This is a genomic window from Pseudoalteromonas sp. NEC-BIFX-2020_002 (assembly GCF_013002825.1).
In the GTDB taxonomy this organism is placed as follows: domain Bacteria; phylum Pseudomonadota; class Gammaproteobacteria; order Enterobacterales; family Alteromonadaceae; genus Pseudoalteromonas; species Pseudoalteromonas neustonica.
Genome location: NZ_JABEPJ010000010.1, coordinates 134,402 through 149,038 on the forward strand (window position 1 = coordinate 134,402; position 14,637 = coordinate 149,038).

At 38.8% G+C, this 14,637-nt stretch carries 8 protein-coding genes; all 8 read right to left on the reverse strand.

The window, feature by feature from the left end; all coding sequences use genetic code 11:
• Position 1 precedes the first annotated feature (1 nt).
• Entirely contained in the window at positions 2–1,921 is a 1,920-nt protein-coding gene (uup, locus tag HJP15_RS12815; RefSeq protein WP_170173936.1) for an ATP-binding cassette ATPase Uup, read from the reverse strand.
• Between the two features lie 15 nt (positions 1,922–1,936).
• Positions 1,937–2,173, reverse strand: coding sequence for a glutaredoxin family protein (locus HJP15_RS12820; RefSeq protein ID WP_054204727.1), 237 nt, complete (start codon positions 2,171–2,173; stop codon positions 1,937–1,939).
• Complete coding sequence (gene rlmKL, locus HJP15_RS12825) at positions 2,166–4,283, reverse strand: bifunctional 23S rRNA (guanine(2069)-N(7))-methyltransferase RlmK/23S rRNA (guanine(2445)-N(2))-methyltransferase RlmL (protein WP_054204728.1); 2,118 nt, start codon at positions 4,281–4,283, stop codon at positions 2,166–2,168. Before rlmKL ends, HJP15_RS12820 begins: the two co-directional genes overlap by 8 nt.
• Before the next feature lie 90 nt (positions 4,284–4,373).
• Complete coding sequence (locus HJP15_RS12830) at positions 4,374–4,904, reverse strand: cell division protein ZapC domain-containing protein (protein WP_169327401.1); 531 nt, start codon at positions 4,902–4,904, stop codon at positions 4,374–4,376.
• A gap of 120 nt (positions 4,905–5,024) precedes the next feature.
• A complete protein-coding gene (gene pyrD / locus HJP15_RS12835; RefSeq protein WP_169327402.1) occupies positions 5,025–6,035 on the reverse strand; it encodes a quinone-dependent dihydroorotate dehydrogenase in 1,011 nt (336 codons plus the stop codon).
• Between the two features lie 113 nt (positions 6,036–6,148).
• Positions 6,149–10,990 (reverse strand): NAD-glutamate dehydrogenase, encoded by a 4,842-nt coding sequence (locus HJP15_RS12840; RefSeq protein ID WP_054204731.1) that lies wholly within the window; start codon positions 10,988–10,990, stop codon positions 6,149–6,151.
• 212 nt (positions 10,991–11,202) lie between these two features.
• Positions 11,203–13,524 (reverse strand): efflux RND transporter permease subunit, encoded by a 2,322-nt coding sequence (locus HJP15_RS12845; protein ID WP_054204732.1) that lies wholly within the window; start codon positions 13,522–13,524, stop codon positions 11,203–11,205.
• Positions 13,524–14,525 carry a WD40/YVTN/BNR-like repeat-containing protein gene (locus HJP15_RS12850; RefSeq protein WP_054204733.1) on the reverse strand — a complete coding sequence of 334 codons (1,002 nt, stop codon included), beginning with the start codon at positions 14,523–14,525 and terminating at the stop codon, positions 13,524–13,526. The genes HJP15_RS12845 and HJP15_RS12850 overlap by 1 nt, the downstream gene beginning before the upstream one ends.
• Between the last annotated feature and the right edge of the window lie 112 nt (positions 14,526–14,637).

Here is a 14,637-nt window from a genome sequence, read left to right on the forward strand (position 1 = left end):
ACTACTGATTCTTTAAATCTTCAAGTTCTTCCCAGCGCTCCAAAGCGGCTTCGAGGTCAGACTCAAGTTGTGCTAAATGGTTCAATTGTTTCGTCGTTTCACTGGCGTCTTGCTTAAAAAAATCACCATCATTGACAACAATTTGCTGAGCTTCAAGCGCTTTTTCTATTTCTTCCAGCTTACTAGGTAACTGTTCCAATTCAAGTTTTAATTTGTAAGATAATTTATTACTTTTGTTATCATTTTTTACCACAGGTGTAATAGGCGCTACTTCTACCTTTTTAATAATAGGTTGCGTATTTTTTTTCTGCTCATCAGCTAAATAATTAACATAAGCTTCATAGTCGCTATAACCACCAACGATATCGGTAATAACGCCATTCCCCTCAAATGCCCACACACTCGAACAGGTATTATCAATAAACTCTCTGTCATGACTTACAATTAAAACAGTACCTTGATATTGATTAATAATATCTTCTAATAATTCAAGTGTTTCAATATCCAAGTCATTGGTTGGCTCATCGAGCACTAAAATATTTGAAGGTTTTAAAAATAACTTGGCTAATAATAAGCGATTTTTCTCACCACCTGATAGCGCTTTAACTGGAGTACGAGCACGTGCCGGTGGGAATAAGAAATCTTGTAAATAGCCAAGTACATGACGTGAACGACCATTCATCATCACTTCTTGCTTACCTTCGGCGACGTTATCTTGCACTGTCGCCTCTTCATCAAGCTTTTGACGGTATTGATCAAAATAGGCAAACTCTAAATTAACACCTTGTTTAACAATACCTCCGTCCGCTTCTATATCACCAAATAGCAGTTTTAATAAGGTAGTCTTACCAATACCATTTGGCCCTACAAGTCCAATACGGTCACCACGCATTACTAGTGTTGAGAAATCATTAGCAATTACTTTGTCTTTATTGAACGCATGATTTAGGTGCTTAGCTTCAAATACCAATTTGCCTGATCTGTCAGCCGTTTCAATATTGAAATCAGTTTTACCAACTTGATCAACACGTTGCTTACGTTCATTACGTAATTGCTTTAACTCTCGAACGCGTCCTTCATTACGTGTTCGACGTGCTTTAACGCCTTGACGGATCCACGTTTCTTCTTCAGCTAAACGTTTATCAAATAATGCGTTTTGTGTTTCTTCAACTTTTAAATCGTGCGCCTTTTGTTCTAAATAGGTCGCGTAATCACCTGGGTAAGAAATTAATTTACCACGGTCTAAATCTAAAATACGTGTTGCAACTGCGCGAATAAAAGCACGGTCATGAGAAATAAAGACAATTCCGCCTTTAAACTCTCTTAAAAATTGCTCGAGCCACATGACACTTTCCATATCTAAATGGTTGGTAGGCTCATCGAGTAATAATAAATCAGGCTCACTTACAAGTGCACGTGCAAGGGCGACTTTGCGTAACCAACCACCTGAAAGTGATTCAAGTTTTGCATCAGGAGAAAGCTCTAACTGTGTAAGCACTAATTGAATACGGCTATCAAAGCGCCAACCATCTGCGGCTTCCAATTGATTTGATAAACGCTCAAGTTTATTTAGCAACTTGTCTGTACAGTCAGTTTGTAACTCAGTACTAACATGGTGAAAATCAATTAATAAATTGGCAATTTCAGGCATCCCTTGAGCAACATAATCAAACACCGAGCCACTGGCTCCTTTTGGTGGATCTTGCTCTAAACGAGATATTTTGATACTACCTAACTGATTTATTTCACCATCATCTAAAATCACTTGGCCATCAAGCACTTTTAAAAGCGTTGATTTACCAGCACCATTACGACCAACAACACACACTCGTTCGCCAGTTTCAATGACAGCGTCTGCATTATCTAAAAGTGGATGCGTGCCATATGCGAGTTGAGCTTTAGAAATTCTAATTAAATCCATACTATCTGTTTACTCTTATTCTGTTTGCGTAAAAAACTGACGCACATCTTGCGCAGTAAAAGGCCAAAAAAATTGTTGGCCTCGTTCGCTTTCTAAAACCGGTATGCTGGTCTGATATTTTGAAATTAGCGTTTCATCGCTCATAATATCAATTAGCTGTAATGAATCATCATCTAGCAACGGCGTAAGCAAAGCATGTGCTTGCTCACATAAATGGCAGCCATCTGTATGATATAAAATCCATTTAGCCATGGGTAATCAACCAGCTATTATGTATTCTTTTATTGCGTTTAAAGTCAGGTGAAATCGTTTTCTCAGAAATATTAACCGCTTTTAATCCTAAGCCAATTAAACCGACTTCATCCATTGTAAAGCCACGCATATTGTTCGAGAAAATCAACGTCCCTGATGGACTGAGGATTTTTTTAACCCATGTCAGTAATTTAATATGATCATTTTGCACATCAAAGGCATCTTTCATACGTTTTGAATTAGAAAATGTAGGGGGATCTAAAAATATCAAATCATATTGACTGGTTGCATGCTCTAACCATTTCAAGCAATCAGCTTGCTCAAAGCGGTATCGCGTATTACTGATATTATTTAAATCAAAGTTATCTTGGCCCCATTTTAAATAGGTTTTCGATAAATCCACAGTCGTAATTGCTTTAGCTCCACCTAATGCAGCATGTACAGAAGCTGTACCTGTATAAGCAAATAAATTCAAGAAGCGCTTATCTTTTGAATTTTCTTGAATATAACGTCGTGCTAAACGATGATCTAAAAACAGCCCCGTATCTAAGTAATCAAATAAATTAACTTTAAACTTAGCACCAAATTCTTCGATAACTTGAGTACGATTTTGCTTTGCCATTGGCGTGTATTGTTCTTCGCCTTTTTGCTTTTTACGGACTTTTACGGCAATGTTTCCTGGCGCAATATTAAGCTGCTGTGCGGTCAATGAAATAACGTCTTGAAGACGCTTATGTGCCGTCACATCGTCAATTTCTTTTGGTGCAGCGTATTCAAATATGACTGCTGAATCACCATAAATATCAACGGCAACATTGTATTCAGGGATATCAGCGTCGTACACGCGATATGCGTGTATATCATTTTGTTTAAGCCAATTTTTTAAACCTTGCTTATTCTTTTTAACGCGGTTAGCAAACGACATTGAACCTTCAAAGTTCAATGCTGGTTTATCTTCCGTTGTTAAGCTTACTTGCTTATCGTCAAGTTGATATAAGTTAAGTACCACATCAAGCGGGCCATTTTTAAATTTATAGCGTTTGAGTTTTACTAACTTGAGTAGTTTAAATAAACTCTCATCCATACCTAATAACGCAAGTTTCCAATGATTAAAGTGTTTTTTAAATCCAGTACCTAAACCACTATGTAAACTAACTAACTCAGCCATAGAGCCGATACGTTCACCATACGGTAAATTTGAAATGACCACACCCGGCAATTTTGCCACTGAGGTCAACTTGGTCGCATCGCTTTGTTTAAACTTGATCACATCGCCTAAATCAGCTCTGCGGGCATTATCCACCGCTTTGCTAAGTACGTTAGAATCATTATCATGACCAATAAGCCATAGTTTAGGATCGGTAATTTGCGAGGTAAGTTGTTCTTTTAATTCTCTGTATTTAGCAACACGAAAGCTTGGTAAGCGCTCAAAAGCAAAACCTTCTCGGAATAAACCCGGAGCTTCATTGCGTGCCATACCTGCAGCTTCAATTAGAATAGTACCAGCACCACAACATGGATCAAATAACGGCTGTTGAACATTTTCAAGCCAACCACTGCGTTTAATCAGTGCGGCTGCTAAATGTTCTTTTATCGGTGCCTTGCCTTGGCCTTCACGATAACCACGCTCAGATAAACGAGGACCTGAATAATCAATATACATCGCCACGCCTTGGCGCGATAGCCGTGCAACAACACGCACATTGGCATTTTGTTTATCTACATTTGGGCGCTGTTCGAAAAGGTCATTAAAATAATCCACAATAGCGTCTTTAATCACAAGCCCTGAGAACTGGGTATTTTTCAATGAATCATTTGTTCCATTGAAATCAACAGCAAATGTTTGTGTGGGGCCGAACCATTCTTGCCAAGGTTGCGAACGAGCAAAATTGTAAAGACTCTCTTTGTCATCTACGCCTTCTTTCTCTTCGATCAACATCAGAACACGCGTTGCAAAGCGGCTCATTAAACAAACTTTTTGTGCTAATGTAGTGTCGGCGTCAAAACGCACAGAACCCACTGTTTGCTTGGTGACAGTTGCACCAATTTCAGTAAGTTCATCAACCAATAAATTTTCGATTCCGATCGAAGTAAGCGCGATAAATTGCAAAGTAATAACCCTTAATAGCTAATTGCGCAGGATTATACCATAGGTTGACTGACAAACACGTGATAATGGGAGGAACTGCAAAAAATATGCTTAGGCAGTTTTACTATTTTGGGCGTGGTTATAAATTGGAAAAACACGGTTATTGAGCACTCGAATAGCTTCAAATTGGTTAAGGCTCAGATTTTCATCTAATTTAAAACACTCTGACAAACTAATGCATAAAGATGCTTCTTTACAATGATCAACGATCAAAAACTCACCACTTTGAGCTGCCGACTGTAGCTTTATAACAGCTTCAACACTCGGTTCTGCTCCGGTGTAAGTTTCAAAAAACCAACTTTTTGCAAGCATTGGCTTTAAATAAAATTTTGCTGCGGTTGCATTGAGTGCAATTTGACATAGCTTTGCTGGTTGCCAAATATTAAAACCATCAAGATATTGATATACTTGCTGATAAAATGCGGCATCTTCTAAACTAAAATTAGGTTGAGTAAGTACAGAATCAGTCAATTGACGGAGTTTATAAGGCGTGCACAGCTGCATATCTTGGTCTAAATCAACCAATAAACGGTTCCGTACTTGACAAGCAACCCACTGCCATTGCTTTGATGCTTGTAACATGCTCTCCTTTAGCTCCCAGAAATTAATTACACGAATAATGAAGTATAGCGGCTTTTGATCATTTACACTATGTTTGCTTAGAACATTTAATGAACGATCAAAAGCTTAGATAACGGATCCTTATAAGTCGTTAAGGATCGTTTTAACTAATTGCGGACCTTTATAAATAAATCCAGTGTAAACCTGTAATAAATCGGCACCCGCCTCTAACTTTTCTTTCGCGCTTGGCGCATCATCAATACCACCAACACCTATAATTGGTAACGCTCCACCTGTTAGTCGCTTTAGTTCCTTCACGACATGAGTTGAACGTGCCCGCACTGGTTGGCCTGATAATCCACCCGCTTCATCAGCATATTGCTGTCCATGGACAGAAGCTCGCTCTAATGTAGTGTTCGTCGCTATTACACCATCTATTTTATTATTCAGTAAAGACTCACTTACTTGCCTAATTTGAACCTCATCAAGGTCAGGGGCAATTTTAACCAACATAGGAACTTGTTTACCGTGCTTTGCGATTAAATCGAGCTGTTCGTTCTTTAGGCTTTGCAATAAATCATCAAGCGCTGCACCATACTGTAAATCACGAAGTCCCGGCGTATTTGGCGACGATATATTAACGGTAATGTATGAGGCATGCTCAAATACCTTACGCATGCAATGTATGTAGTCATCTTTACCCTGCTCATTTGGTGTGTCTTTATTTTTACCAATGTTGATACCTAAAATACCGTCGTATTTTGCAGCTTTAACATTAGCAACGAGATTATCAACACCTTTATTGTTAAAGCCCATGCGGTTAATAATTGCATTAGATTGTGGTAAACGGAAAATACGTGGTTTGTCATTCCCGACTTGTGGGCGTGGGGTAACCGTACCAACTTCCAAAAAACCAAAGCCCATTTGCGCAAATGCATCAATACACTGCGCATCTTTATCTAGCCCAGCAGCAAGCCCAACAGGGTTTTTAAATTGTAAACCTAGAAACTCAACAGGATGATCTGTCACCGATTGCGACCATGCAGCACTAAATGGGGTATTGCTAAAGCGACGTAAATTATGAAGTGCGAATTCATGGGCCCATTCCGCATCACGGGTGAACATAAAACGGCGAGCTAGATCGTAAAACATAAAAGAATCCTCTATATAAAAAAATACCCCAGACTAGGCTGAGGTATTGTATAACAAATTTAACTATTAACTCATTATTTTCACGTAAGAAAAATATAAGTTAAGCTAATTGTTTATTTTCCTGATGTATCGCAATTGTGGCTAAGCAACATAAGTTCGCGAAGTGCAACAGAAAACTTAGCAAAGTCGTGACTTTGTGATGTTTTAAATTCTGCAAGCATTTGCTTCCAACGTTGCAGTAATTGCTCTTGAGTGTCCATCCACTGATCTATTTGACCATCAACATCCTTATTGTCACCTTCAAAGCCATTTAACACAACTTCAGCAAGTGTACGTTGTTGCCAATCAAGCTCTTCTCGATATGATGCACGAGCAAGTGCTTGCCAATGATTTGCAACTGGTTGATTTGTAATTTGATCAAGGAACCAATGTAAGCCCATACGCGCACCAAGCTTAAAGTACGTGTTAGACACCATATCAATGCTTCGCCCTGAGTTATTTGCCACTTCAGCTAAATCCATAATTGAGAATAAGCTTGAAAGCGCGACAATACGATCAGCAAGTGCAACTGGCACACCATTATCAACCAGCTTTTCTGCTGATTTGGCTAAACGTTCAGCTTCTTTATCAACCATGTAGGTATTTAAGTTAGTACTTAAATCTGCAAATGTTGGTGTGAAGAATTCAATTGCTTGCTCAATCGTTTGGGCTTTATTGCGATGACGTAAGAACCAACGTGTTGTGCGACGAACTGTTCGGCGTAATTGATATAGCATTTCCGTTTGAACAGCAGCCGGTACTTTGTTATCGAGTTCCACTATCGATGACCATGTATCACGCATCTGGAAAACTTCCGTTGCGATTGAATAGCACAACGCAATTTCAGATTCAGTTGCTCCAGTCTCTTCATGCATACGGACCATGAAATTAAGACCCATATCATTTACGATATTATTAGCTAGTTTGGTCGCAATAATTTCTTTACGCAATGGGTGATTATCCATCGCACCGTTAAATTTTTCACGTAATGGTAATGGGAATGACTTCACCAATAACTGACGATAATACGGATTCTCTGTAATGTCATCAGTAACTAATGACTCTTTAAGAACCATTTTTGCGTACGATACCAACACAGATAACTCTGGACGAGTCAAATCTTTACCCGCGGCAGCACGTTCAGCCAATTCTTCATCACTTGGAATAAATTCAATGGCACGATTTAGCTTACCATCTTTTTCAAGCGCATGAATAAAGCGTATTTTTTCTTTAAGCGTTGATGAACCCTTAGATTGAGTAATTGACAGCGTATGCGTTTGACGATAACAATCTTTCAACACCAATTCAGAAACTTCATCAGTCATTGAGTACAGCAGTTCATCACGTTGTTTACGTGTTAAATCACCTGACGTTACCAACCCATTAAGAAGGATTTTAATGTTCACTTCATTATCTGAACATGCAACCCCACCCACATTATCGATAAAGTCAGTATTAACGCGACCGCCTTTAGCCCCGAATTCAATACGGCCTAACTGCGTAGCACCTAAGTTACCACCTTCGCCAAGTACTTTCGCACCAAGCATTGCACCATTAATGCGCAATGCATCGTTAGCACGATCGCCTACATCTGCATCACTTTCTTTACTGCTCTTAATGTAAGTACCGATGCCACCATTCCACAGTAGATCAAATTCCATCATCAAGACTGCTTTGATCAATTCATTTGGTGTCATGCTGGCTTTTTTAGTACCCAACATTTTTTTCATCTCTGGGCTTAGTGTGATTGATTTCGCTGCGCGAGAGAAAACACCACCACCGGCTGAGATTAATTCTTTATTGTAATCTTCCCATGAAGAGCGTGGTAAATTAAATAAACGCTCACGTTCAGGGTATGATGTTGCTGAATCCGGCGTTGGATCAATAAAGATATGCAAGTGGTTAAATGCTACTTGTAAACGAATATGTTTAGATAACAGCATACCGTTACCGAATACATCTCCCGCCATATCCCCTATTGCCACTACAGTGAAATCAGTTGTCTGGCAGTCAATATCCATTTCACGGAAATGACGTTTAACTGATTCCCACGCACCTTTTGCTGTAATACCCATCTTCTTATGGTCATAACCTACTGAACCACCTGAAGCAAATGCATCGCCCAGCCAGAAGTTATATTCGTTTGCAATTCCATTAGCAATATCAGAGAACGTCGCAGTACCTTTATCGGCTGCAACTACTAAGTAAGCATCATCTTCATCATGGCGAACAACATTTTGCGGTGGGACAATCTCACCCTGAACAATGTTATCGGTAATGTCTAATAAACCACGAATAAAGATTTTGTAACATTCTTGGCCTTCTTTAAAGAATGCATCACGCTCAGCTGGCAATTGCTTACACACAAAGCCACCTTTAGAGCCTACAGGGACGATTACTGTATTCTTTACTTGTTGCGCTTTTACTAAACCAAGGACTTCTGTTCTGAAATCTTCGCGACGGTCAGACCAACGTAATCCTCCACGAGCAACTTTACCGCCACGTAAGTGAACACCTTCAACACGAGGTGAGTAAACGAATATTTCAAATGCCGGTAATGGTAATGGCATATCTGGGATCAAACTTGGTTTAACTTTAAACGATACATACGATTTAAATTGACCAGTCTCATCTTTTTGGAAGTAGTTAGTACGCAGTGTTGCAATGATCATATCAACATATAAACGAATAATACGGTCATCATCTAAATTAGCGACGTTTTCAAGTTCTAAATATACTTGAGCAATTAATTTATCAAGTGTTTTAACACTCGCAGGGCTTTTTACAGAAAACTTTTTAGCGAATAGATTAACTATTTGCGTAGCAATATGTGGGTAGTTCGCAAGCGTACTTTCGATATAGCTTTGTGAAAAAGTAACACCGACTTGACGCATATATTTTGCATACGCACGTAATATTGATGCTTCACGCCCTGTTAATCCACCCATTAATACAAGCCTGTTAAAGCCATCATTTTCTAAACGATTATTCCAAACACTTGTTAATGCAGCGCGAAAACGTGCCGATATTTTATCGAAATCAGCAATCCCTTTGCTATCAAGTAGCATTGAAAAGTCCATGATCCAGTTGATACGACCATCGCTGGTTTTAACTGAATAAGGTGTTTCACCAATTACGCGCAAGCCAAAATTTTCAAGCATTGGCATTACATCTGACAAATGGATTGGCTCATCTTTATGGAATAAGCTCAAACGTACGATATTGCTATTTGCTTCTTCTTGCGGACGATAAAACTGCATTTCCAGCTTATTATCATCGTTCAATAATTCAAGTTTCTCAATATCAACAACTGCAGCACTTGGTAATACTTCATCTTTATATGAACGCGCGAATGCATTAGCATATTTACGATTTAAATCGTTACCACGCGCTTCACCAGCCGATTCTAATAGCGCTGATTGTAATTTATCTTCCCAAGTACGAGCTGCTTCTATTAAATTATTTTCAATGTCTTTCACGTTATATTCTATATTGTTGTCAGTCACACGTACGGTATAATGAGTACGCGCCAGTGTTGACTCAGAGAAGAAAGTAGTAAATTCGACTTTATCGTCAGAATTAAATGCATTACCTAAAATACCTTGAGTTTCGCGACGTAACGCTGTGTTATAACGCTCTCGAGGAACATAAACCATACAAGAGAAAAAGCGACCATAAGCATCTTTACGAACAAATAAGCGACACATATCACGTTCTTGCACTTGTAAAACACCCATTGCAACTTCAAGTAACTCGCCTTCTCGGGCTTGAACAAGTTCATCGCGTGGATACGTTTCAAGAATATTCAAAACTGCTTTATAAGCATGCGTACCTTTTGCAAAATCACACATATCCATAATACGCGTTATTTTACTTTTAAGGACTGGAACATCAGTAGCACTGTTGTTATAAAAGCTTGATGAGAACAAACCAATAAAACGATCTTCACCTATCACATTTCCTTGCTCATCAAAACGCTTAATACCAACATAATCGATATAAGCCGGACGATGAACACGCGACACGGAGTTCGTTTTAGTTAAAATAAGTAAGTTAGTGCTACGCGCTTCTTGGCGAGCAACTTCTGGTAACTCTGAAAGTAAACGTGAATGCTCTTCGGTTGAATTTTTCATCAAACCAAGACTACTTTCCATTATTCCTTTTAATTGATAATCACCTTGAACAGGAGATAAATCATACTGACGATAACCCATTAACGTGAAGTTATCTTTTACCAACCAGTCTAAAAACTCGACTGTCTCTGCTACTTCATTTGCATTTTTATTATGGTGACGTTTTGGTAAATCTTTACTGACTGCAATTAGTTTTTCACGGATCGGCTGCCAATCTTCTACCGCTGTCGATACATCCGTTAATACAGACTCAAGCTCTTTTTTAAACGAGTCAATCACTGTCGAATCTGTTTGGCGATCAATTTCAATAAAAAACACTGTTTTTGTTGAACTCGATTCTTGCTCTGCTTTTAAATTAGACAAAGCTGATATTTTAGTGTTTTTATCGCGTTGAATTTTAAGTGGGCTATGTAGTAGCAAGTGAGATGCGATGTTTTCGCGGGTCATCGCCATACGTACGGAATCAACTAAAAATGGCATATCTTTAGCGATAATTTCGACGATTGTATGCGATGACTGCCAGCCATCTTTTGCTACTTCAGGATTGAAGACGCGAATAACCGCATCATCAGAGGTATTTTTTTCCAGCGAGTTCCATAGGCTAAGTGCAGCGCCATATAAGTCACTATCATTGCGATGTGCCAAATCTTCTTTAGACATATTGCTGTACAAGGATTTGGCGAATTTCTCAACGAGTAACACATTATCAGCGTGAACTTTTTTCTGGATCAGCTTACAGACATTATCTAAGATAACCGAGGCTTGCCCTTCATTTCGTGTCATTACATGTTCCTTAAATCTATACCATCTAAATTAGATGGGAAATTTGTACAGCAATTTAATTGTGTGGAGTCAGGCAAATTCTAACCCTTTTAAAATTAATAAACAGCCCTTTCGATGAAAACATTTTAAGCATTTCAGCTATTTGGTCATCTATTCACAAATTATAGATATAAATGGCCATTACTGACCATTTAGAAGCACAATTATTCACATTATTTTTTCTGGTCAGTCCAGAGTAAACTACCTATTGCAGGTAAAAGCAGTACTGCACCTAGCATATTGACCAAAAACATAAAGGTTAACAAAATTCCCATATCCACCTGAAACTTCAAATCAGAGAAAATCCATGTGCTCACACCAATTGCAAGTGTAATACCTGTAAATAAAACAGCGCTGCCACGTTCAACTAGTGCATTTCGATACGCAATAGGTAACGCAACCCCCTGCTTTAATTGGCCCATCATCGAGGACAAAATATAAATTCCGTAATCAACACCTATACCCACTCCTAACGCGATCACAGGCAATGTTGAAACGGTCAACCCTATTTCTAATTGCACCATTAGGGCTTGTGCAAGGGTTGATACAATATATAACGGAAGTACAACAGCAATAGTAGCTTTAACACTTTTAAAGCTTATCAAGCATAAAATGATAACCGCGCCATAAACATAAAGCATCATAGGCAATTGAGCAGCTGAAACCGACTCATTCGTTGCCGCCATTACACCAACAGGCCCAGATGCCAATTTGAATTGTAAGGTATCTGTTTGCTCCTCAATGGCAAACTGCTTCACACTTGCAATTACATTATCAATAGTCTCTGCTTTATGGTCATCTAAAAAGATGATTACAGGCATGACAGAGCAATCCCCGTTTAATAACCCTGTACTGGTTTCAACACGAGCCGTAGACTGGACTAAGCTAGCTGTATTGCGAGGCAATGTTTGCCATTTAAGATTACCTTCGTTGTAACCTGCATTAACTGATTGAGCGACTGAACTCAAGCTTACAGCTGACTGGACACCTGCCAGATTTTCAACTTTATACTGAAAGCGACTAATACGCTCCATCACATCATGCTCTGTACATGCTGCTGGATAGGCCTCAACTAACACTTTTAATATGTCAGACGAAATAGTGTATTTATCCGATATTAAGAAGGTGTCTTGGTTGTAACGTGCATCTTGATGAAGCGAAGGTGCACCTGCATGTAAATCGCCAATACGCATTTTATCTGCTTGCCAGTAACCCAATGCAAATAATACCAAGGTAAATACAATAATAAGCTTAGCCCACTTTGGATCTGTCGCTTTTACTAAAACCTCACGAATTGAGTCAAGTATGTTTGGTTTATTTGTATTACCTTTTTGAATTTTAACTGAGTTTTCAAAATGCATATAGGATGCCCAAACAGGCAGTAAGATTAAATTAGTGAAAATAATGACTGCAACACCTAAACTTGCTGTTATAGCTAACTCGCGGATAATACCAATATCAATAGTGAGAAGCGTTAAAAAGCCAACAGTATCTGAAAGCAGTGCAATCCCACCAGGAACTAACAAGGAGCGAAAACTTGATTGACAACATAAACGTGTGCTCGCACCTTCGAGTACCTTTTTACCAATCGCATTAATCATTTGCACGCCATGACTAACACCAATAGCGAAAACCAAAAATGGTACTAAAATAGACATTGGATCAAGACCAAAACCAAGGCTAGATAAAATCCCTAATTGCCAAATCACCGCAATAATTGAACATGCAATCGGAAGTATTGTGAGCTTTAAGCTACCACAAAATAACCAAACCATGATGAAAGTAAAGGCGATTGCGATTGCAAAGAATAAAACAACACCTTTAGCACCTTCAGCAATATCGCCAGCCATTTTAGCAAAGCCAATTATATGAATGCTGACAGTTTCAGTGCTTAGCGGTTGACGAATTTCAGTTTCTAATTTTTGAGCGAATGCCAGGGTATCCAATTTTTCTTGAGTTTGCGGATCAGTTTCCAATAGTTGAGCACTCACCATTGCACATGAGTAATCGGATGCGATCATACGACCTACAACTTTAGCCTTCTCAATATTTTCTTTTACAACTGCCAGCCCACGCTCATCTGCTTTGAAATTTGCAGGGATAATTGGCCCGCCTGCAAAACCATCTTCAACAACTTCAACAAAACGAGCACTTGGTGAAAAAATTGAGTTTACTAGAGGTCGATTAATTCCCGGTATAAAATAAAGCTGATCATGCACTGCTTTTAACTGCGTAAAAAATTCAGGGTTAAATATATTACCGCTATCATCACATACAGAAATTAAAATACTATTTGCTCCACCAAACTGTTTTTCATGTTTGGTATACACTTTCATATAGTCGTGATTAAGCGGTATATTTTTATTAAATGAGGCATCTAATTGGATGTTAGTCGCTTTGAAAGCTAAAAAGCACGTTATCAAAATAAAGCTGATAAGCATAACCAAACGGTGACGAAAAACGGCCTTCTCTAAAAAATCTAAAATACTGTGCATTACGGAGTTATCCTCTTCACTTTAATACCATTTTCTGAGGCCATAACTAATTGTTGCTCAAAAATCACGGCATCTAAAATGGCTTTACCATCCGGCAATTGTTCTACTTGTAACTGGCTGTCTTTATAATGAAAAATGACACCACTATTAGCCAATAACAACCAGTTACCCTTATCATCATGGATAATACTATTAACTGTAGCCGTTTTAATATTTTCGATAGGCTGCCACATTACATCCCCATGACGGCTAAATATATTGCCACGCAATCCTGCAACTAACTCTTCGTTTTGTTCATTAATGCCATAAGCAAAGAAAGACCCTGGATAAATTTCATCATCGCGTTGCCAAGTTTGACCATTATCAAGGCTATGAGCAAGTAGACCCATCTCTCCTACTAAAACAAGCTTTTCATTAGTGGCAACAATACGATTAAAATGCGGTAAAATTGAAGCGGTTTCAGCTTCATAAGCCTGTGGATCCGATTCTTTTAGATCATTCAAGTAATCACGATCATCTTCAAATAATAATGTATCTAAAAAGCGTTTCTGCCATTGCTTTCCGCCATCATGTGTTTCATAAAACATACCATAGGCGCCTACAGCAAAACCATGCTGCGCATCTTTAAACAATATATCGAGGCATGGTTTATCTAATGTCGCATTACTATATTGAAGCTGCCAATCATTACCCCCATTATCTGTATTTATAATGGTCGCATCATGCCCACAAGCCCAACCATTTTGAGTATCGACAAAATTGACCGCAGTGAGTAAGACTTGTGTTGGTACGTTAGCCTGCTCCCAATTTTTGGCGTCTGGACTCGTTATGACTGTTCCGTGTTTACCAACAGCGACTAATTGATCACCATTGAACTCAATATCTGTAAGGAGCGTTTTATCAGCTTTAATTGCACTAATAGCGTAAAGCGGATCAGCCGCTAATGAATGGGCAGTAAAACAAGCGAGGGAACTAAAACCTGCAAAAAGCAAATACTTCATAAATTTAAATCGCCTTGAGGAGACTGTGTTTGTCTAATAAAACTAGCAATTGGGTGTTCTAGTACGTGTCACGAAGACAAACGCGATTTGATAGAAAAGGCACCTAACCGAT